We start from the raw sequence: 20,472 nt of genomic DNA, 5'->3' as shown, positions 1-20,472 counted from the left end.
TTGTAATACTATGGCTTTTTTGCCAATAACGTGGCAAATCTTAATTTAATTCGATTACCATTTATATCTGTTTTATGTAATTCACCGATATCTTCATTGTATTTTATGATTTCCCAATCTTGATAGTAGCTATGGAGTTCATTTTCTTTAAATGTAAATGGAAATCCAACAGAACATGGGTAGTCTTTCGTAGACATGGCACTTACAATCAGATTATAACCACCCGATTTTGTGATTGTCTGCATATTATTAAGCACAGCAGGAACTTTTTCAGGCTGTAAGAACATCATCACTACCGTTGAAATAATAAGGTCATATGAACCTTGCCAATTAGCTTGGTTGATGTCGTAAACTGTAGCTTTAATATGTTCTAGCTTTTCTTCATTAATCACTTGTTGTAAGTTTTTAATGCTCGGTTCAGATTTATCTACTGCATCCACATCAAATCCTAATAGCTGCAAATAAAGTGAATTACGCCCTGAACCACAGCCGAAATCTAAAACCTTACCAGCAGGAATTATTCTGGCTGTAGCTAGTACATCAGAATGAGTTTTAGTCATTTGGTATTTTTTATGGGTATAGTCTTCTGCCAAACAATAAAATGACAGTTGGCATTGTAAATCATCCGATACTTTATCAATAAAATGCCATTGCTGAGGTGGAATAAATGGTGGCTGGTGGACAACATCATAATGATGTTGAGACTTTAATTCTCCTTGATTTGTTAGTATTTTAAAATCCATACTCCCTTTTATGATCTGAAGCTTTGCCCATGTACCAGCTTGAGTATTATGTTTTTCGCGAAACGATTGAGGTAATGATTTGGTATCCCAAATAGGTAATGTTTTATAACAAATTAAGTTTTTCAATTTATTATCACTATTTTAGTAAACTAATAGTTGACTATTATAGTCAATTATTGATGATGTAAACAATATATTATTGATAAGACTAATACAAAACCAAGAAAAATAAATTTATAGTGGCGAAGTTGACCTTATCAACATATAATCATCGTCATCCTAAACTATATAGTAAAATAATAGAGGAAAAATTTATGGGATTTTTAACAGGTAAACGCATACTCGTTACCGGTGTTGCAAGTAACCGTTCTATTGCTTACGGTATTGCACAAGCAATGCATCGTGAAGGTGCTGAATTAGCCTTCACTTACCAAAATGATAAATTAAAAGCACGCGTTGAAGAATTTGCTGCTGATTTTGGTTCTAAAATCATTCTACCTTGTGATGTCGCACATGATGAAAGCATAACTAACTTATTTACTGAGCTAGCAAATACATGGGATAAATTCGATGGCTTTGTCCACGCTATTGCCTTTGCCCCTGGTGATCAATTAGATGGCGATTATGTTAATGCTGTTACACGTGAAGGGTTCGCTATTGCTCATGATATCAGCTCTTATAGTTTTGTTGCTATGGCTAAAGCTTGTCGTTCAATGTTAAATCCGAATTCAGCATTAGTTACCCTATCTTACCTTGGTGCTGAACGTGCAATTCCTAATTATAATGTTATGGGGCTTGCTAAAGCATCTTTAGAAGCTAATGTTCGCTATATGGCAAATGCAATGGGACCAGAAGGTATTCGTGTTAATGCGATTTCTGCAGGTCCAATTCGTACACTTGCAGCATCTGGTATTAAAGATTTTAAAAAGATGCTATCTCACTGTGAATCAGTAACCCCAATCCGTCGTACGGTAACAATAGAAGATGTGGGGAATTCAGCAGCATTCTTATGTTCAAACCTTTCGTCTGGTATTACTGGAGAAGTGATTCATGTCGATGGTGGATTTAGCATTGCTGCAATGAATGAGTTAGAACTTAAATAAGATTGATTTTTAACACTAAAAAAGGGCATCAACGATTATCTTGATGCCTTTTTTAATGGTAGTTAATAACAAATTATTATTTTATTGCGTTATGTTATTCTTTTATTAGTTTTGAACAAAATAGAAAATTTAGAATACATAACTTCTTTTTTCCGCTAAAATCTAAAGTAATTTGCTCAATACAAGTCTGTTGGAGAAAAAATGAAAATAGCAAAAAATAAAGTAGTCAGTTTGGCATACCAAGTGCGCACTAAAGATGGTGTGTTAGTTGATGAAGCTACAGCTACTGCACCACTTGAGTATTTGCAAGGTGCGGGTAACTTATTACAAGATCTAGAAAATGCTTTGGAAGGGCATCAAGTTGGTGATAAATTTGACGTTGAACTAATTAATGCTTACGGAGATTTTAATGATGCTCTTGTACAAAATGTTCCTCGTGATGTGTTTGTAGGCGTTGATCAACTCGAAGTGGGAATGCGTTTTTTTGCCGATACCGATCAGGGCTCTTTACCAGTTGAGATCACGGCTATTGATGGCGATACTATCACCATTGATGGTAATCATATGCTAGCAGGGCAAGATCTAAAATTTAATATTGAAGTATTAGCGATTCGTGAAGCAACAGAAGAAGAAATCGCACACGGTCATATTCATGGTGCTCATGGACACGATCATGGTGGTTGCGGTTGTGGTGGTCATGATCATGAACAAGATGATGAAAATCATGGTTGTTGTGGCGGTGGTCATGGCGGATGTGGCTGTCACTAGTTTTATCGCAAATTGATATTTTAAAGCGCTTTATAGCGCTTTTTCTTTTTTTGCAAAATTGTGAAAAAAGGTTTATTTTTTTGTGAAATTGCTCGGAATATTTCCTTTTTTGGGGTTATTGAATCAATCATTCAGTCATAATTTACTTTTAATCACTAAATAAAAGTACAATGTCCTTAGAATATCCTCAATTAATGCCTCGTGAAAAACTATTAAAATTTGGTGTTGAAGCATTAAGTGATGCTGAACTATTGGCGCTATTTTTACGAACAGGTACCCGTAATTTGCCTGTTTTAGCGTTGTCACAAAGTTTATTAAATGATTTTGGTTCCTTGTATAATTTAATTAATGCAAGTCACCAAGATTTTTGCCAAAAAAATGGCTTAGGTACCGCTAAGTATACGCAATTAAAAGCAGTTGTTGAACTTTCATCGCGTTATTTAAAGGTGAAAATGGCGCACGAAAATTTACTTTCTTCACCATCAGTAACTCATCACTATTTAGCTAGCCGTTTAGCCAATAAAGATCGTGAAATTTTTATGGTGATTTTTTTAGATAATCAACATCATGTTATTTCATCTGAAGAGATGTTTGTTGGTACCTATAATTGTGTAGAAGTCCACCCTCGTGAAATTGTCAGACGAGCACTACAACATAATGCAGCTGCATTAATCTTAGCGCATAATCACCCTTCAGGCATGGCAGAACCGAGTCAAGCAGATCGTCATCTTACTCAAAAAATAGAAGAGGTTTGCAGATTAGTTGATATTCGAGTTATAGACCATATTGTTATCGGCAAAGGCGAATATGTCTCTTTTGCTGAGCGCAGATGGATTTAATCGCTATTTTTACTTACAATAGAGAACATTGCTAATCAATACAATATCTAAACGTGAATATCTTATGAAAAAACAAATTGAACTATTAGAAACTAAAATCGCTTTCCAGGAAATTACCATTGATGAGCTTAATCAAATGGTTACAAACTTACAAGCCGATATAAGCAAATTAAAAGAGCAGTTAATATTATTATCACAAAAACTTCAAGCTTCTCAATCTACTAATATTGCTAACTTATCAGAAGAAACTCCTCCACCTCACTATTGATCACTCTTTTTAGATAAATAATTTGTAATATGCGATATAAGCTTATATAGCCATAACTAAATATTGCAATTAAAAAAGAGCGTTAAATTTTTATATTTAAACTTTGTTGTTATTAATGTTTATACAAAACAAGAAAAACATCGATATTAAGCTCATATAAAAAATTATATGTGAAATTATAGATAAACTCATTACTATTTACAGCTACAGCATTATTAAAGGTGTAGCCATAAATAGTCGAGCTATTTTATAAAATTAGTTAATATATAAAAAATATAGAAAATAAAGATATGATAAATCTTAGAGTAATTAAAAACTAAATAACAGAATATTATTTCAATAAAAAACCGGCATATAGCCGGGTTTTTTATACAATGATTTAATTATCTTATTCAGCTGCTGCTTCTGCTTCTGCTGCAGGGCGATCAACTAATTCAATATAAGCCATTGGAGCATTATCTCCATTACGGAATCCACATTTTAAGATACGTACATATCCACCTGGGCGGGTAGCAAAACGTGGACCTAATTCTGAAAATAATTTTTTCACTGTATCTTTATCACGGATACGAGCAAAAGCCAAACGGCGATTAGCTACGCTATCGCTTTTGGCTAGCGTAATTAACGGTTCAACAACACGACGCAACTCTTTTGCTTTTGGCAATGTAGTTTTGATGATTTCATGTTCAACAAGTGAACTAGTCATGTTACGAAACATTGCTTGACGATGGCTGCTATTTCGGTTCAGTTGACGACCACTTTTACGATGGCGCATAACTTTATCCTTCTTATATAAATTTTATTTTAGTCTTCAACAATACTTGCTGGTGGCCAATTCTCAAGACGCATGCCTAAGGATAAACCACGAGATGCGAGTACATCCTTAATTTCAGTAAGTGATTTCTTACCAAGATTAGGGGTTTTAAGTAGCTCAACTTCAGTACGTTGTACTAAATCACCAATATAATGAACTGCTTCTGCTTTTAAGCAATTAGCAGACCGAACAGTTAATTCTAAATCATCCACTGGACGTAGAAGAATAGGATCAAATTCCGGTTTATCTTCTTTCACTTCTGGTTGACGTACATCGCGTAAATCAACGAAAGCTTCAAGTTGTTCAGCCAAAATAGTTGATGCACGACGGATAGATTCTTCAGGATCGATAGTACCATTTGTTTCCATATCGATGACGAGTTTATCTAAATCAGTTCGTTGTTCCACACGAGCAGCATCAACAGAATAAGCGATACGCTCTATAGGGCTATAACAAGCATCAACCAATAAACGACCGATTGGTCGCTCTTCATCTTCTGACTTAACGCGAGCAGAAGCAGGGACATAACCACGTCCTCGTTGTACACGAATACGCATACTAATTGAAGCATTGGCATCGGTAAGATGACAAATCACTAAATCAGGGTTGGCAATTTCAACATCGCCATCATGAGTGATATCAGATGCAGTAACAGCACCAATACCTGATTTATTTAAAGTCAGCATAACATCATCTTTAGTATGCACACGCACTGCTAACTTTTTCAAATTAAGCAGAATATCAAGTACATCTTCTTGGACGCCTTCTTTAGTACTATACTCATGCAGAACACCGTCAATTTCAACTTCGGTTACTGCATATCCCGGCATAGATGATAATAAAATGCGGCGTAGTGCATTACCTAAAGTATGACCAAAACCTCGCTCAAGTGGCTCTAAAGTCACTTTAGCATGAGTCCGGCTGTATTGAACAACATCAACTAGGTGAGGTTTTAAAAACTCTGTTACAGAACCCTGCATTATGTCCTCTCTTAAGTGCTAAACTTTACTTAGAGTAAAGTTCGACGATCAAATGTTCGTTGATGTCAGCAGATAAATCTGAGCGTTCTGGTAGACGTTTAAATACGCCTTCCATTTTGCCAGCATCAACTTCTAACCAAGTTGGTTTTTCACGTTGTTCAGCTAGCTCTAAAGCAGCTTTAATACGTGCTTGTTTTTTTGATTTTTCGCGAACACTAATCACATCTTCTGGTGAAACCTGATAAGATGCAATATTTACAACGCGACCATTAACAAGAACAGCTTTATGACTAACTAATTGACGAGCTTCAGCACGAGTTGCACCGAATCCCATACGATAAACAACGTTATCTAAGCGGCGTTCTAAAAGACCAAGTAGGTTTTCACCTGTATTGCCTTTAATACGCGCAGCATTTTTATAGTAATTACGGAATTGACGTTCTAAAATTCCATAAATACGTCTAACTTTCTGTTTCTCACGTAACTGAACACCATAATCTGATAAACGCGGTTTACGCGCACCATGTTGCCCAGGAGCTTGTTCTAACTTACATTTACTGTCAATCGCTCGAACGCCAGATTTAAGAAACAAATCTGTACCTTCACGACGACTTAATTTGAGCTTTGGTCCCAAATATCTTGCCATTTTATTTCTCCAATAATCCTAAACATTCAGCGTTTAATAAAAATTAAACACGACGTTTTTTTGGTGGACGACAACCGTTATGAGGAATCGGAGTAACATCAGTAATGTTAGTGATGCGATAACCCGCAGCATTTAATGCACGAATTGTTGACTCACGACCAGGACCAGGTCCTTTTACCATAACTTCCAGATTCTTAATTCCGTAATCTTTTACAGCTTCAGCACAACGTTCTGCTGCAACCTGAGCAGCAAAAGGAGTCGACTTACGAGAGCCACGGAAACCAGAACCACCAGCGGTTGCCCAACCCAACGCATTACCTTGTCGATCGGTAATAGTTACGATTGTATTGTTAAATGATGCATGAATATGAGCTACACCATCAGAAACTTGCTTTTTTACACGTTTACGTGTACGAACAGGTGTCTTTGCCATTTATTTATCACCTCAATTATTTCTTGATTGGCTTACGCGGTCCCTTACGGGTACGAGCGTTAGTCTTAGTGCGTTGACCACGGACAGGAAGTCCACGACGATGACGCATGCCACGATAACAACCAAGGTCTAATAAACGCTTGATACTCATAGTTACTTCACGACGTAAATCACCTTCAACAGTAAATTTAGCGACTTGTTCGCGTAACTTTTCAATCTGATCTTCAGATAGTTCTCTGATCTTAACATTCTCAGGAATACCAGCTTCAGCGCAAATTGTCTTAGCACGGGTATTTCCGATACCATAAATTGCTTGTAAAGCAATTACAGCATGTTGCTGATCAGGAATGTTAATGCCTGCTATACGGGCCACTATGCACTCCTTTTTTTGTTAATGTTAGCAAACTCACCATACTGAAAAGCCCGTTTTCAGGATACTCAAATAGTGAGTTTACAAATAAATTAGGCTGGCTATTCTAGCCAGCTTTACTATACTTTGGCAAGTAAAATATACAAAATTTCAACTTTACAGTTAAATAATTAACCTTGACGTTGTTTGTGTTTACCTTCAACGCAAATAACTCGAACAATACCATTGCGTTTAATGATTTTACAATTTCTGCATAATTTCTTGACTGAAGCACGAACTTTCATTTTTTTCTCCGTAACTTCGGGCTAACTTATCGGCCATAGCCTTTAAGATTCGCTTTCTTTAACACTGACTCATAACGATTTGGCATCATTAAAGTCTGTACTTGTGCCATAAAATCCATGATTACAACAACAACAATTAATAAAGAAGTTCCACCGAATTGAACAGGAACTTTCATTGCACTTGTCATAAACATTGGGACCAAACATACAAAAGTAATGTAAATAGCGCCAATTAGCGTTAAACGTGTCATTACTTTGTCAATATACTTAGATGTTTGTTCACCTGGGCGGATACCTGGAATAAATGCACCAGATTTTTTTAATTGTTCAGCGGTTTCTCTTGGGTTGAAAACCAACGCTGTATAAAAGAAACAAAAAAAGATAATCGCTGCCGCAAAAAAGATTATATATAACGGTTGTTCATGTGAGAAATATTGTCCAATAAGCACAATAATATATCTCCATCCTTCCCCATCTCCTTGAAACCAAGAAGCCATCATAGATGGTAACATAACAATTGTTGAGGCAAATATTGCAGGAATAACCCCTGCCATATTAATCTTTAATGGTAAGTGTGACGATTGTGCCGCATAGATACGACGGCCTTGTTGGCGTTGTGCGTAGTTAACAACTATTCGTCGCTGACCGCGTTCAACAAATACAACAAAATAAGTCACACCAATCACTAATGCTGCAACAACTAACAATAAAATCGGATGTAAATTTCCAGAACGAGCTTGTTCAATTGTTTCATATATTGCATGAGGAAGACCAGCCACAATACCAGCAAAGATAATGATTGAAATTCCATTACCTACGCCTCGCTCTGTAATCTGCTCGCCGAGCCACATAAGAAACATAGTGCCAGTAATTAAACTAACCGATGCAATAAAATAGAAAGAAAATCCAGGATTAATCACCACATGACCATAGCCAGGAATGTTTGGTAAACCAGTTGCAATACCAATCGACTGCACAATCGCTAAAGCTAATGTACCATAGCGTGTATATTGACTAATTTTCTTACGCCCTGATTCACCTTCTTTCTTCAATTCTGCTAACTTAGGACTAATTGCCGTTAATAACTGTACAATAATTGATGCAGAAATATAAGGCATTATACCTAATGCAAAAATTGAAGCACGGCTTAAAGCACCACCAGAGAACATATTGAACATACCCACAATACCATTTGATGATGCTTGTGTTAGTAAATCCGATAACGCTTTAGTATCAATACCAGGAACAGGGATGTAAGAACCTAAACGAAAAACAATTAGCGCCAATAGCACAAACATTAATCGTTTTTGCAACTCCCCACTACCACCACGTGTACTTTGAAAATCTAATCCTGGTTGCTTTGCCATTTTTCTACTTATTCCTCAATTTTTCCGCCAGCAGCTTCAATTGCAGCTTTTGCACCTTTAGTTACTCGAATACCACGAACTGTTACTGGTTTTGTTACTTCGCCAGATAACATAATCTTCGCATATTCAATTTGTGAATTAATCACATTAGCAACTTTCAAGCTATTCAGATCAACAATTTCACCTTCGACTTTCATTAAATCAGAAAGACGAACTTGTGCCGTAACTTGTGCCTTACGTGAGGTAAAACCAAATTTAGGTAAACGACGATATAAAGGCATTTGACCACCTTCAAAGCCGCGACGCACGCCACCACCTGAACGAGATTTTTGACCTTTAATACCACGAGTACCAGTTTTACCTAAACCAGAACCGATTCCTCGACCTAAACGTTTAGATGCATGCTTTGAACCTTCAGCAGGAGATAAAGTATTTAAACGCATTACTATTACTCCTCCACTTTAACCATGTAATAAACTTGGTTCACCATACCTCGAATTGCAGGAGTATCCTCACGTTCAACAGTATGACCAATACGGCGCAATCCTAAACCAACTAACGTTGCTTTATGCTTCGGTAGACGACCAATAGAACTACGCGTTTGTGTAATTTTAATTGTTTTTGCCATGGCTAATTACCCCAAAATTTCTTCGACGGTTTTACCACGCTTAGCAGCAACCATTTCTGGTGATTTCATATTTTCTAAGCCATCAATCGTTGCACGAACCACATTAATTGGGTTAGTAGAACCATATGCTTTAGCTAGAACGTTACGAACTCCAGCAACTTCTAAAACGGCACGCATTGCACCACCGGCAATAATACCAGTACCTTCTGATGCTGGTTGCATATAAACACGAGAACCTGTATGAGCACCTTTAACTGGATGCTGTAAAGTATCATTGTTTAAAGCAATATTAATCATATTACGACGTGCTTTTTCCATTGCTTTTTGGATTGCTGCTGGCACTTCACGTGCCTTACCATATCCAAAACCTACGCGGCCATTACCGTCACCAACAACTGTTAGTGCAGAAAAACTAAAAATACGACCACCTTTTACGGTTTTAGAAACTCGGTTAACTGCGATTAGTTTTTCCTGCAGTTCACCAGCTTGTTTTTCGATGTTTGACATCTTTAACTCCTACCTTAGAACTGTAGGCCAGCTTCGCGAGCAGCATCTGCTAGCGCCTGAACTCGACCATGATATTGGAAACCTGAACGATCAAAAGAAACTTCTTTTATATCCTTCGCTAATGCACGCTCTGCAATTACTTTACCAACTGCTGCTGCTGCATCTTTGTTTCCGGTGTATTTTAAACTTTCTCTGATAGCTTTTTCTAAAGTAGAAGCAGCTGCCAGTACTTCTGATCCGTTTGGTGCGATAATCTGCGCATAAATATGACGCGGAGTGCGATGAACCACCAAGCGAGTTGCAAGTAGTTCATGCATCTTGCGACGCGCTTTAGTTGCACGACGGATACGAGCTGATTTCTTATCCATAGTGTTACCTTACTTTTTCTTAGCTTCTTTAGTACGCACAACTTCATCTGCGTAACGAACACCTTTACCTTTATAAGGCTCAGGACGACGATAAGCACGGATATCTGCTGCAACTTGTCCAATTAACTGTTTATCAGCACTTTTCAGAACTATCTCAGTTTGAGAAGGACATTCAGCGGTTACACCTGCAGGTAGCTGATGCTCAATTGGATGAGAATATCCAAGAGATAAACCAATTTCACTACCTTTAACTTGTGCACGATAACCGACACCAACTAGCTGAAGTTTTTTAGTAAAACCTTCAGTAACACCAATAACCATTGCATTAATTAACGCCCGAGCGGTACCTGCTTGAGCCCAAGCATTAGCAAAACCATCTCGAGGGGCAAATTTAATTTGTCCTTCTTCTTGATTAATAACAACAGCATTATTTATTGTACGAGTTAACTCGCCATTTTTACCTTTAATCGTAATTACCTGACCATTGAGTTTTACCTCTACGCCAGCAGGAATAACGACAGGTGCTTTTGCAACACGAGACATTTTTTTCTCCCTTACGCTACGTAGCAGATAATTTCACCACCAAGACCTGCTTGGCGTGCTGCTCGATCAGTCATAACACCTTTAGAAGTAGAAACAACTGCGATACCTAGTCCAGCCATAACTTTTGGCAATTCATCTTTACGCTTATAAATACGTAAACCTGGACGACTAACACGTTTAATGCTCTCTACAACAGCTTTACCTTGGAAATACTTAAGTGTAATTTCCAGTTCCGGCTTAGTGTCACCAACAATTTTATAGTCCCCGATGTAACCTTCTTCTTTTAGCACATTGGCAATTGCCACTTTTAGCTTAGAGGAAGGCATGGTGACTGCAACTTTATTCGCAGCTTGACCGTTACGAATACGGGTCAACATATCTGCTATAGGATCTTGCATGCTCATCTATAACACTCCCCTGATTACCAACTTGCCTTTTTAAGACCAGGAATCTCACCACGCATGGCTGACTCACGAACCTTAATACGGCTTAAACCAAACTTACGAAGGACGCCATGAGGACGACCTGTTTGACGACAACGACGACGTTGACGTGATGGACTAGAATCACGAGGAAGCGTTTGCAATTTAAGCACTGCATTCCAACGATCTTCATCTGATGCATTAAGATCAGAGATAATCGCTTTTAATTCTTGACGCTTTGCAAAATATTTTTCTGCTAGCTTAACGCGTTTCTTATCGCGTTCAATCATTGATTGTTTAGCCATTATACCCTACCTTACTTACGAAATGGGAAGTTAAAGGCAGATAATAAAGCTCGGCCTTCTTCATTTGATTGTGCACTTGTTGTGATAGTAATATCTAAACCACGAACACGATCAACTTTATCATAATCGATTTCAGGGAAAACGATTTGCTCACGAACACCCATGCTATAATTACCACGACCATCAAAAGATTTTGCGCTTAGACCACGAAAATCTCGGGTGCGAGGAAGGGCAATATAAACTAGACGTTCAAAAAATTCCCACATACGTTCGCCACGTAAAGTGACTTTACAACCAATAGGATACCCTTGACGGATTTTAAAACCAGCAACTGATTTGCGTGCTTTAGTGACTAGTGGTTTTTGACCACTGATTGCAGCTAAATCTGCAACAGCATTATCTAATAATTTCTTATCAGTAATTGCTTCACCCACACCCATATTCAAGGTGATCTTTTCGATCCGAGGGACTTGCATGACAGATTTGTAGCCAAACTGTTCTTGCAGCTTATTTACTACCTGTGTTTTGTAGTAATCATGCAGTTTCGCCATCGTACACTCCAAATTACTTAATTGATTAACTTATTAGTAGACTTATAAAAACGGACTTTTTTACCGTCTTCAAAACGAAAGCCTACACGATCTGCTTTGTCTGTTTCAGGATTATAAATTGCCACATTAGAAACATTAATTGCTGCCTCTTTCTCAACAATTCCACCTTCTTGATTCAGTGCCGGTACAGGTTTTTGGTGTTTTTTCACCAAGTTAATACCCTCAACAATCACTTTACCAGTAGACAAAACGCTTTTCACTTTACCGCGCTTACCTTTATCTTTACCAGTTAACACGATAACTTCATCATCTCGACGGATTTTCGCTGCCATTTCCCGCTCCTTAAAGTACTTCTGGTGCTAATGAAATGATCTTCATAAACTTCTCTGAACGAAGTTCACGAGTGACCGGTCCAAAAATACGCGTACCAATCGGTTGCTCACTGTTATTATTTAAAATAACACAAGCATTACGATCGAAACGAATGACAGAACCATCAGGGCGACGAACACCTTTTCTAGTTCGCACGACAACAGCTTTAAGAACATCACCTTTTTTAACTTTACCACGTGGAATTGCTTCTTTAATGGTAACTTTGATGATATCACCTACCGCTGCATAACGACGGTGCGATCCACCGAGAACCTTGATACACATTACGCTACGTGCGCCAGAATTATCAGCAACATCGAGCCTAGTCTGTTCTTGGATCATTTTAATGCTCCGTTTAAATAAATTATTGTCTAATCTACCTTCATCCACCTCAACAACCATGGATAAGAATAGACAACCAAAAAACCACATATATGTGAGGGCACATAGTATAACACCACTCAAATAAAATGGATAGCATAAAATAAACGGCTACGATTAGCCGCTTATTATATTATGTTCGGTTTTTAATCAAATAGATTAAATCACCGCTTTTTCTACGATTCGAACAAGAGTCCAAGATTTCGTTTTTGATAACGGACGACACTCTTTAATTTCTACAGTATCCCCAATACCACACTCGTTGTTTTCATCATGTACATGCAATTTAGTCGTACGTTTTATGAACTTACCATATAACGGATGCTTCACTTTACGTTCAATAGCCACAGTAATGGATTTATCCATTTTGTCGCTAATAACACGACCTTGCTGAGTACGAATTTTTACTTCAGTAGTCATATTACGCACCCGCCTTCTCAGTTATTAATGTCTTAACACGTGCAACATTACGACGCACTTGCTTTAACATATGAGTCTGTGTCAACTGACCTCCAGCTAATTGCATACGTAAGTTAAATTGCTCACGTAATAAATTAAGAAGTTCAGTATTTAACTCTTCAACGCTTTTTTCGCGTAGCTCTTTTGCTTTCATTTACATCACCGTCTTAATTACAAAGGTGGTTTTAATTGGCAGTTTTGCAGCTGCCAACGCAAATGCTTCACGAGCAACTTCTTCCGGTACTCCGTCCATCTCATAAAGGACTTTACCCGGTTGAATCTGAGCAACCCAGTATTCAACGTTACCCTTACCTTTACCCATACGCACTTCAAGTGGCTTTTCAGTAATTGGCTTATCAGGGAAAACTCGAATCCAGATTTTACCTTGACGCTTAACTGCACGAGTCATTGCACGACGTGCTGCTTCGATCTGGCGCGCAGTCAAACGACCACGACCCACAGCCTTAAGACCGAATGTACCGAAACTAACGTCAGTACTCACAGCAAGACCACGATTGCGGCCCTTGTGCACTTTACGGAATTTTGTACGCTTTGGTTGTAACATCAGCGACGCTCCTTATTGTTTTCGGCCTTTGCGCTGCTTTTTCGGTTGAGCAGCAGGTTGTTTTTCTGCTTGTTCAACGGCAGCCATACCACCAAGGATCTCACCTTTGAAGATCCACACTTTAACACCAATAATACCATAGGTAGTTAATGCTTCAGATAAACCATAGTCAATATCAGCTCGTAATGTATGTAAAGGTACTCGACCTTCACGATACCATTCGCTACGAGCAATTTCAGCGCCGCCTAAACGACCACTTACTTCAACTTTGATACCTTTAGCACCTGCTTTCATTGCATTTTGAACCGCTCGTTTCATAGCACGACGGAACATAACACGGCGTTCAAGCTGAGAAGTGATGCTATCCGCAACTAATTTAGCATCTAGTTCAGGTTTACGAACTTCAGCAATATTAATTTGCACTGCAACATCACGTTTTTCTCTTTTGTCTTTGTATTTATTGACAATAGAAGCTACGGCATTACGTAATTTTTCAACGTCCTCACCTTTTTTACCAATCACAATACCCGGACGAGCAGTATGAATAGTAATGCGAACGTTAGTTTCTGCTGAACGATCGATCACAATTTTAGAAATTGATGCTTGAGCTAATTCTTTATTCAAGAACTCACGCACCCTAAAATCACTTTCTAAATTATCAGCGAATGTCTTTGTACCCGAATACCATGTAGATGTCCAAGGCTTAACAATGCCTAGTCGGATACCATTTGGATTTACTTTTTGACCCATTGCTATTCTCCAGCCTAGCGATCTGAGACGATCACGGTAATGTGACTCGTACGCTTCAAAATGCGATCTGCACGACCTTTCGCACGAGGCATAATGCGCTTCATGGTTGGGCCTTCGTCTACGAAAATTTTCGCAACTTTTAGATCATCAATATCAGCACCATCGTTATGCTCTGCATTAGCAATAGCAGACTCTAATACTTTTTTAACAAGTACAGCCGCTTTTTTATTGGTGTATGTTAAAATATCAAGTGCCTGAGACACATTTTTACCGCGAACTAGATCTGCAACTAAGCGAACTTTTTGTGCAGAAGAACGAGCGTGGCGGTACTTTGCAATTGTTTCCATCTCTTTCTCCTACTTATTTCTTCTTAGCTTTCTTATCCGCCGCGTGGCCGCGATAAGTACGAGTCGGCGCGAATTCACCCAATTTATGCCCAACCATTTCATCGGAAACATAAACTGGAACGTGCTGACGACCATTATGGACAGCGATGGTCAAGCCGATCATATTAGGAAAGATCGTTGAACGACGGGACCAAGTACGAATTGGTTTCTTGTCCCCGCTTTCCACCGCTTTCTCTACCTTCTTCAGCAAGTGTAGGTCAATAAAAGGACCCTTCTTGAGAGAACGTGGCATAGCTAATCCTCTATATTAATTATTTCTTATTGCGACGGCGAACAATATACTTATCAGTACGTTTGTTGCTACGCGTTTTCAATCCTTTGGCTTTTTGACCCCATGGAGACACAGGATGTTTACCAAAGTTACGACCTTCACCACCACCATGTGGATGGTCTACCGGGTTCATTGCTGTTCCACGAACAGTAGGACGAACACCACGCCAACGCGTCGCACCCGCTTTACCTAATACGCGAAGCATATGCTCTGAATTACCTACTTCACCGATAGTAGCACGGCAATCAGATAATACTTTACGCATTTCACCTGAACGCAAACGTAATGTTACATAAGCACCATCACGTGCAACGATTTGAACATAACTACCAGCAGAGCGAGCAAGTTGTCCGCCTTTACCTGGTTTCATTTCAATATTATGTACGGTAGAACCGACTGGAATATTGCGCATTGGTAAACAGTTACCTGTTTTAATTGATGCATCAACACCAGATTGGATCTGATCACCTGCTTTTAAGCCTTTAGGCGCTAAAATATAACGACGCTCACCGTCTTTATATAAAATTAATGCAATATTTGCACTACGGTTTGGATCATATTCCAAACGCTCAACAACCGCTGGAATACCATCTTTATTTCGCTTAAAGTCAACAATACGGTAATGCTGTTTATGACCACCGCCGATATGACGAGTAGTGATTCGACCATTATTATTGCGACCACCAGTTTTGCTTTTTGAATCAAGCAATGGTGCATAAGGTTTACCTTTATGCAACTCTGGGTTAACCACCTTAACAACGTGGCGACGACCCGGAGATGTAGGTTTACATTTAACAACTGCCATTGTTCTTACTCCTCCGAATTACTCAGCGACGCCAGTAAGGTCTAAATTTTGACCTTCTGCTAAAGTTACGTAAGCTTTTTTCCAGTCGCTACGGCGACCGATTTGTTGACCACGACGCTTAACTTTGCCTTTAACAACAAGTGTATTAACGTCATCTACTTTAACTTCAAATAGTTGTTCAACTGCGGCTTTAATCTCTCTCTTAGTAGCATCTTTAGCAACTTTTAATACTAATGTATTTGTTTTTTCCATTGAAATGGATGCTTTTTCAGAAACATGTGGTGCTCGCAGGACTTTAAGCAGACGCTCTTCACGAATCATGCTAACATCTCCTCTACTTGTTTAACGGCATCAACAGTGATAACTACTTTGTCAAATGCAATCAAACTAACTGGATCAATACCTGCCACATCACGCACATCAACTTTATATAAGTTACGTGCTGCTAAGAAAAGATTTTCATCAACTTCAGATGTGATGATAAGAACATCATTAAGATTCATATCATTTAATTTCTGAATTAATAATTTAGTCTTAGGTGCTTCAACAGTAAATGTTTCAACTACAATTAAACGTTCTTGACGCACTAATTCAGAGAAAATACTCTTTAATGCACCACGATACATTTTACGGTTAACTTTTTGGCTATGATCTTGTGGTTTTGCTGCAAATGTTACACCACCACTACGCCAGATTGGGCTCTTAATAGAACCTGAACGAGCACGACCGGTACCTTTTTGACGCCATGGTTTTTTACCTGAACCAGCGATTTCTGCACGAGTTTTTTGTGCGCGAGAACCCTGACGAGCAGCAGATGCATAAGCAACAACTACTTGATGAACTAACGCTTCATTAAACTCACGTCCGAAGGTAGTTTCGGAAACAGAAAGCGCTTTCGCGTCTTTTACTACTAATTCCATCTCTATCTCCTCGACGTTAAGCCTTGATTGCCGGTTTAACAATTACGTCACTATTGATTGCACCTGGTACTGCACCTTTAATTAATAAAAGGTTACGTTCTGCATCAACACGTACAATATCTAAGTTTTGAACAGTTACACGTTCATTACCTAGGTGACCTGCCATTTTACGACCTTTGAACACTTTACCTGGGGTTTGGTTTTGACCGATAGAACCATGACCACGATGTGCCAAAGAGTTACCATGTGTTGCATCTTGAGTGCGGAAATTCCAGCGCTTAGTAACGCCAGCAAAACCTTTACCTTTAGATGTCCCAGTAACATCAACTTTTTTAACGTCAGTGAAAATATCAACGTTAATACTTTGACCTACATTAAATTCGCCTTGTTCAAAACGAAATTCCCATAGACCACGACCAGCTTCAACGCCAGCCTTAGCGAAATGACCTGCTTCAGGTTTATTTACTCGACTTGCTTTTTTGCTACCAGTGGTAACCTGAATAGCTTGATAACCATCATTTTCAAGTGTTTTAACTTGAGTAACGCGGTTACTTTGAACTTCAACTACGGTGACAGGAATAGAAACACCTTCTTCAGTGAAGATTCGTGTCATTCCTACTTTACGACCGATTAAACCAATCATTGTTTCGACCTCTCAATCATACAGCCTAGGATTAACCTAAACTGATCTGCACATCAACACCGGCAGCAAGATCTAGGCGCATTAAAGCATCAACTGTTTTTTCAGTTGGCTCAACAATATCAACTAGACGTTTATGAGTGCGAATTTCATATTGATCGCGCGCATCTTTATTCACGTGCGGAGAAATCAATACAGTAAAACGCTCTTTGCGTGTCGGTAATGGAATAGGACCACGAACCTGCGCACCTGTGCGCTTCGCAGTTTCTACAATTTCAGCAGTTGATTGATCAATCAAACGATGATCAAACGCTTTTAACCGGATACGGATTCTTTGGTTCGACATGAGACCAGAGCTCCACTATTTAAAAGTTATAACAAAAGACTACTCCTCTTACCCTGTTTCGATTGACAGGAGAGTGTAATCCGTTCTTTTCGTAACTCCCATATCGGAAGTATTGTTGATATAATTCAATAATTTTACATATTAATTATACCGTTGTATGCATTTACCACTGATAAGTCAGTAAGTAAAGTGCTAATAATTATACGTAAATAAACAACTAATGCAAGGAATAATTATTAATAAATGACTTGTTTAATAAATAATAAAATTTTTATCGCACACTTTTTTGATTAGATTTGACGCTATTAAATAGCGTCTTATTTGTTAATAAAATAATAATGAGGTAGTAAGTCACTACAAAGTGACTTACTAATGATCTTCTTTGGCATGGTTAAGAGTATATCTTGGAATCTCAACCTCTAAATCTTCGTTTGTAACACGCGCTTGGCAGCTTAGGCGGCTATGAGGTTCAACACCCCAAGCTTTATCTAGCATGTCATCTTCTTGCTCATCACTTTCGCCTAGAGAATCAAATCCTTTGCGAACAATACAGTGGCATGTAGAACAAGCACATGACATTTCGCAAGCATGCTCAATTTCAATATCATTGCGCAATGCTACTTCTAAAATAGATTCACCTTCTTCGGCTTCAACAGTTTTGCCTTCAGGACAAAGATCAGCATTAGGTAAAAATGTAATTTTTGGCATAATAATCTCGTTAGTTAAATATCATCGACGCTATGACCAGTTAAAGCATGACGAATTGACCTATCCATTCGCTTAGCTGCAAAATTTTGTGTTACTTTATCAACAATTTTAATTTGTTTCTCAATTGCATAACTGTCATTTGACTCACTTACAGCTTGTAATTGATGCTTAGCAACTAAAATATGGTTTAATTCACTTTCATTTAATAAGTTAGCATCTTTATCTAAGGCACTTTGTAAGCTTTCAAGCACTCTAGCAGCCTCAACTTTTTGTTCGGCAAGCATTCGAATCTGTTTATCTTGCTCTGCGTAACTGATTGAATCTTGAATCATATTGGCAATTTCATTATCAGTTAGTCCATATGAAGGTTTTACTTCAATAGCAGCTTCAATACCCGTTGATTTTTCCATTGCTGTTACGCTTAATAAACCATCAGCATCAACTTGGAAAGTCACCTTAATGTGTGCGCCACCAGCTGGCATCGGTGGAATACCTTGCAGAGTAAAACGAGCCAAAGATCGACAATCAGCAACACTTTCACGTTCTCCTTGTAAAACATGAACCATCATCGCAGTTTGGCCATCTTTAAAAGTGGTAAACTCTTGAGCTCTTGCACACGGAATTGTACTATTACGTGGAATAATTTTTTCGACCAATTCACCCATGATCTCAATGCCTAACGACAATGGGATAACATCAAGCAATAACATATCAGAATCGGGTTTATTGCCAACCAAAATATCGGCCTGAATAGCTGCACCGATAGCAACTACTTTATCAGGATCGATAGATATTAAGGGATTAGTTTTAAAATAATGCCCTACTAATTCTCGCACTAATGGCACACGAGTAGATCCACCAACCATAACAATTTCAACTACTTCATCCACATTAACTTCGGCATCTTTTAACGCACGACGACAAACAGCCAAAGTACGTTTAACCAATGGATCAATTAATTGTTGAAATTGCTGGCGAGTAATAGTCAAGGATTGATTATGAAGAGAAAATACAGCCGAGTCTTGTTCACTTAGTAAAATCTTTATTTTAGTAGCTTGGTTGCTGATTTTTTGATTAATATAAGGGTCTATATTATTAGTTAATCCTAATTTCTCTTTTATATAGTCAGCAAGTAACCGATCAAAATCATCACCGCCAAGAGCTGAATCACCACTTGTTGCTAGAACTTCAAAAACACCTTTATTTAATCGTAAAATAGAAATATCAAAAGTACCACCACCTAAATCATAAACAGCAATTATACCTTCCTTTCCTGAATCTAAGCCGTACGCAATTGCAGCTGCTGTAGGTTCATTAAGTAGGCGCAATACATGCAAACCGGCTAATTTTGCCGCATCTTTTGTTGCTTGCCGTTGTGCCTCATCAAAATAAGCCGGCACAGTAATAACCGTGCCATCAATTTCACCTTGCAAGCTCTCTTTTGCTCGCTCAGTTAACGCTATCAAAATTTCTGATGAAACTTGTATTGGATTTACTTGCTCATTAGGCAAATTTAATAAAGGAACCCCATTTTCAGTTTGTGAAAAAGTATATGGAAATTGTGATGAATCTATATCAGATAAACTTCGCCCCATTAATCGCTTAATAGAGCTAACTGTATTTTGCGGATCATTCACAGCATTTTCTTTGGCATTTGTCCCAATCGTGATAACAGAGTTATCATCATGATCGACGCCATAATGCACAACGGATGGCAATAGCGGATTACCTTCTAGATCAGGCAATACCTCTGCTTGTCCGCTTCGTACTGTTGCTACTAATGAGTTAGTTGTACCAAGATCAATTCCCACAGCAAGGCGGCGCTGATGTGGTAGTGGAGTTTGTCCTGGTTCGCTGATCTGTAATAATACCATTTAATCTATCTCTATCGATACGTTACTTATCTTAA

Annotated in this window: 35 protein-coding genes; 4 read left to right on the top strand and 31 right to left on the bottom strand. The window is 38.4% G+C overall.

The features are described 5' to 3' along the window. Window positions 1-8: 8 nt before the first annotated feature. A complete protein-coding gene (gene tehB / locus A9G34_RS06220; RefSeq protein ID WP_034948054.1) occupies window positions 9-869 on the bottom strand; it encodes an SAM-dependent methyltransferase TehB in 861 nt (286 codons plus the stop codon). A 188-nt stretch (window positions 870-1,057) separates the two neighbouring features. Here tehB and fabI point away from each other — a divergent pair, with 188 nt between their 5' ends. From fabI to A9G34_RS06200, 4 genes are all read left to right on the top strand, one after another. Continuing rightward, window positions 1,058-1,846, top strand: coding sequence for an enoyl-ACP reductase FabI (gene fabI / locus A9G34_RS06215; RefSeq protein WP_034948051.1), 789 nt, complete (start codon window positions 1,058-1,060; stop codon window positions 1,844-1,846). 201 nt (window positions 1,847-2,047) lie between these two features. Continuing rightward, window positions 2,048-2,614, top strand: a complete 567-nt coding sequence (gene slyD, locus A9G34_RS06210; protein WP_034948048.1) for a peptidylprolyl isomerase — start codon at window positions 2,048-2,050, stop codon at window positions 2,612-2,614. Between the two features lie 170 nt (window positions 2,615-2,784). After that, window positions 2,785-3,453, top strand: coding sequence for a RadC family protein (gene radC, locus A9G34_RS06205; protein ID WP_034948045.1), 669 nt, complete (start codon window positions 2,785-2,787; stop codon window positions 3,451-3,453). Window positions 3,454-3,517: 64 nt separating this feature from the next. After that, window positions 3,518-3,721: a SlyX family protein gene (locus A9G34_RS06200; RefSeq protein ID WP_034948042.1), complete on the top strand. Its 204-nt coding sequence runs from the start codon at window positions 3,518-3,520 to the stop codon at window positions 3,719-3,721. Between the two features lie 388 nt (window positions 3,722-4,109). On the opposite strand, the gene rplQ is transcribed toward A9G34_RS06200, so the two are convergent. The 30 genes from rplQ to hscA form a co-directional block, all read right to left on the bottom strand. Beyond that, window positions 4,110-4,496 (bottom strand): 50S ribosomal protein L17, encoded by a 387-nt coding sequence (rplQ, locus tag A9G34_RS06195; RefSeq protein WP_034948039.1) that lies wholly within the window; start codon window positions 4,494-4,496, stop codon window positions 4,110-4,112. 29 nt (window positions 4,497-4,525) lie between these two features. Continuing rightward, window positions 4,526-5,515 carry a DNA-directed RNA polymerase subunit alpha gene (locus A9G34_RS06190; RefSeq protein WP_034948034.1) on the bottom strand — a complete coding sequence of 330 codons (990 nt, stop codon included), beginning with the start codon at window positions 5,513-5,515 and terminating at the stop codon, window positions 4,526-4,528. Between the two features lie 25 nt (window positions 5,516-5,540). Continuing rightward, the gene (gene rpsD / locus A9G34_RS06185; protein ID WP_034948031.1) at window positions 5,541-6,161 is read right to left on the bottom strand and encodes a 30S ribosomal protein S4; all 621 of its coding nucleotides are present in this window, start codon (window positions 6,159-6,161) and stop codon (window positions 5,541-5,543) included. Between the two features lie 43 nt (window positions 6,162-6,204). After that, window positions 6,205-6,594 (bottom strand): 30S ribosomal protein S11, encoded by a 390-nt coding sequence (gene rpsK, locus A9G34_RS06180; protein ID WP_034948028.1) that lies wholly within the window; start codon window positions 6,592-6,594, stop codon window positions 6,205-6,207. A gap of 16 nt (window positions 6,595-6,610) precedes the next feature. Then, window positions 6,611-6,967: a 30S ribosomal protein S13 gene (gene rpsM, locus A9G34_RS06175; protein ID WP_034948025.1), complete on the bottom strand. Its 357-nt coding sequence runs from the start codon at window positions 6,965-6,967 to the stop codon at window positions 6,611-6,613. Between the two features lie 167 nt (window positions 6,968-7,134). Further along, on the bottom strand, window positions 7,135-7,248 hold the full coding sequence (gene rpmJ, locus A9G34_RS06170) for a 50S ribosomal protein L36 (protein WP_025314403.1): 114 nt from the start codon (window positions 7,246-7,248) through the stop codon (window positions 7,135-7,137). A gap of 26 nt (window positions 7,249-7,274) precedes the next feature. After that, entirely contained in the window at window positions 7,275-8,615 is a 1,341-nt protein-coding gene (gene secY, locus A9G34_RS06165) for a preprotein translocase subunit SecY (protein ID WP_034948022.1), read from the bottom strand. A gap of 8 nt (window positions 8,616-8,623) precedes the next feature. Further along, window positions 8,624-9,058 (bottom strand): 50S ribosomal protein L15, encoded by a 435-nt coding sequence (gene rplO, locus A9G34_RS06160; protein WP_034948019.1) that lies wholly within the window; start codon window positions 9,056-9,058, stop codon window positions 8,624-8,626. 5 nt (window positions 9,059-9,063) lie between these two features. After that, window positions 9,064-9,243: a 50S ribosomal protein L30 gene (gene rpmD / locus A9G34_RS06155; RefSeq protein ID WP_025314400.1), complete on the bottom strand. Its 180-nt coding sequence runs from the start codon at window positions 9,241-9,243 to the stop codon at window positions 9,064-9,066. 6 nt (window positions 9,244-9,249) lie between these two features. Then, entirely contained in the window at window positions 9,250-9,750 is a 501-nt protein-coding gene (gene rpsE, locus A9G34_RS06150; RefSeq protein WP_065569211.1) for a 30S ribosomal protein S5, read from the bottom strand. 14 nt (window positions 9,751-9,764) lie between these two features. Continuing rightward, window positions 9,765-10,118 (bottom strand): 50S ribosomal protein L18, encoded by a 354-nt coding sequence (rplR, locus tag A9G34_RS06145; RefSeq protein ID WP_034948016.1) that lies wholly within the window; start codon window positions 10,116-10,118, stop codon window positions 9,765-9,767. 9 nt (window positions 10,119-10,127) lie between these two features. Continuing rightward, complete coding sequence (rplF, locus tag A9G34_RS06140; RefSeq protein ID WP_034948013.1) at window positions 10,128-10,661, bottom strand: 50S ribosomal protein L6; 534 nt, start codon at window positions 10,659-10,661, stop codon at window positions 10,128-10,130. Between the two features lie 11 nt (window positions 10,662-10,672). After that, window positions 10,673-11,065, bottom strand: a complete 393-nt coding sequence (rpsH, locus tag A9G34_RS06135) for a 30S ribosomal protein S8 (protein WP_034948010.1) — start codon at window positions 11,063-11,065, stop codon at window positions 10,673-10,675. Window positions 11,066-11,082: 17 nt separating this feature from the next. Beyond that, entirely contained in the window at window positions 11,083-11,388 is a 306-nt protein-coding gene (rpsN, locus tag A9G34_RS06130; protein ID WP_025314395.1) for a 30S ribosomal protein S14, read from the bottom strand. A gap of 11 nt (window positions 11,389-11,399) precedes the next feature. After that, the gene (rplE, locus tag A9G34_RS06125; RefSeq protein WP_034948006.1) at window positions 11,400-11,939 is read right to left on the bottom strand and encodes a 50S ribosomal protein L5; all 540 of its coding nucleotides are present in this window, start codon (window positions 11,937-11,939) and stop codon (window positions 11,400-11,402) included. A 17-nt stretch (window positions 11,940-11,956) separates the two neighbouring features. Further along, entirely contained in the window at window positions 11,957-12,271 is a 315-nt protein-coding gene (gene rplX, locus A9G34_RS06120) for a 50S ribosomal protein L24 (RefSeq protein WP_034948003.1), read from the bottom strand. 10 nt (window positions 12,272-12,281) lie between these two features. Further along, window positions 12,282-12,653, bottom strand: coding sequence for a 50S ribosomal protein L14 (gene rplN / locus A9G34_RS06115; protein WP_025314392.1), 372 nt, complete (start codon window positions 12,651-12,653; stop codon window positions 12,282-12,284). Between the two features lie 198 nt (window positions 12,654-12,851). Beyond that, window positions 12,852-13,112: a 30S ribosomal protein S17 gene (gene rpsQ, locus A9G34_RS06110; protein WP_034911151.1), complete on the bottom strand. Its 261-nt coding sequence runs from the start codon at window positions 13,110-13,112 to the stop codon at window positions 12,852-12,854. A 1-nt stretch (window position 13,113) separates the two neighbouring features. Continuing rightward, window positions 13,114-13,305: a 50S ribosomal protein L29 gene (rpmC, locus tag A9G34_RS06105; RefSeq protein ID WP_034948000.1), complete on the bottom strand. Its 192-nt coding sequence runs from the start codon at window positions 13,303-13,305 to the stop codon at window positions 13,114-13,116. Further along, the gene (gene rplP / locus A9G34_RS06100; RefSeq protein WP_025314389.1) at window positions 13,306-13,716 is read right to left on the bottom strand and encodes a 50S ribosomal protein L16; all 411 of its coding nucleotides are present in this window, start codon (window positions 13,714-13,716) and stop codon (window positions 13,306-13,308) included. It abuts the gene before it with no gap. A gap of 12 nt (window positions 13,717-13,728) precedes the next feature. Next, a complete protein-coding gene (gene rpsC / locus A9G34_RS06095; protein WP_025314388.1) occupies window positions 13,729-14,466 on the bottom strand; it encodes a 30S ribosomal protein S3 in 738 nt (245 codons plus the stop codon). A gap of 14 nt (window positions 14,467-14,480) precedes the next feature. After that, window positions 14,481-14,813 carry a 50S ribosomal protein L22 gene (gene rplV, locus A9G34_RS06090; RefSeq protein WP_034947997.1) on the bottom strand — a complete coding sequence of 111 codons (333 nt, stop codon included), beginning with the start codon at window positions 14,811-14,813 and terminating at the stop codon, window positions 14,481-14,483. Between the two features lie 13 nt (window positions 14,814-14,826). Next, window positions 14,827-15,105, bottom strand: coding sequence for a 30S ribosomal protein S19 (gene rpsS, locus A9G34_RS06085; protein WP_024496505.1), 279 nt, complete (start codon window positions 15,103-15,105; stop codon window positions 14,827-14,829). A gap of 19 nt (window positions 15,106-15,124) precedes the next feature. Beyond that, entirely contained in the window at window positions 15,125-15,949 is an 825-nt protein-coding gene (gene rplB, locus A9G34_RS06080; RefSeq protein ID WP_034947994.1) for a 50S ribosomal protein L2, read from the bottom strand. 18 nt (window positions 15,950-15,967) lie between these two features. Then, complete coding sequence (gene rplW / locus A9G34_RS06075; protein WP_034947991.1) at window positions 15,968-16,270, bottom strand: 50S ribosomal protein L23; 303 nt, start codon at window positions 16,268-16,270, stop codon at window positions 15,968-15,970. Beyond that, window positions 16,267-16,869: a 50S ribosomal protein L4 gene (rplD, locus tag A9G34_RS06070; RefSeq protein ID WP_034947988.1), complete on the bottom strand. Its 603-nt coding sequence runs from the start codon at window positions 16,867-16,869 to the stop codon at window positions 16,267-16,269. The genes rplW and rplD overlap by 4 nt, the downstream gene beginning before the upstream one ends. Window positions 16,870-16,885: 16 nt before the next feature. Then, window positions 16,886-17,512, bottom strand: a complete 627-nt coding sequence (gene rplC, locus A9G34_RS06065; RefSeq protein WP_034947986.1) for a 50S ribosomal protein L3 — start codon at window positions 17,510-17,512, stop codon at window positions 16,886-16,888. Between the two features lie 31 nt (window positions 17,513-17,543). Continuing rightward, complete coding sequence (rpsJ, locus tag A9G34_RS06060; RefSeq protein ID WP_006120582.1) at window positions 17,544-17,855, bottom strand: 30S ribosomal protein S10; 312 nt, start codon at window positions 17,853-17,855, stop codon at window positions 17,544-17,546. 369 nt (window positions 17,856-18,224) lie between these two features. After that, the gene (fdx, locus tag A9G34_RS06055) at window positions 18,225-18,563 is read right to left on the bottom strand and encodes an ISC system 2Fe-2S type ferredoxin (protein WP_034947983.1); all 339 of its coding nucleotides are present in this window, start codon (window positions 18,561-18,563) and stop codon (window positions 18,225-18,227) included. A 14-nt stretch (window positions 18,564-18,577) separates the two neighbouring features. Further along, entirely contained in the window at window positions 18,578-20,437 is a 1,860-nt protein-coding gene (hscA, locus tag A9G34_RS06050; protein ID WP_065569210.1) for a Fe-S protein assembly chaperone HscA, read from the bottom strand. Between the last annotated feature and the right edge of the window lie 35 nt (window positions 20,438-20,472).

The sequence above is a fragment of the Gilliamella sp. Choc4-2 genome, assembly GCF_001690355.1.
In the GTDB taxonomy this organism is placed as follows: Bacteria; Pseudomonadota; Gammaproteobacteria; order Enterobacterales; family Orbaceae; genus Gilliamella; species Gilliamella apicola_A.
Note: the sequence above shows the minus strand (reverse complement) of the source record. Positions and strands in the feature narration are given on the sequence as shown.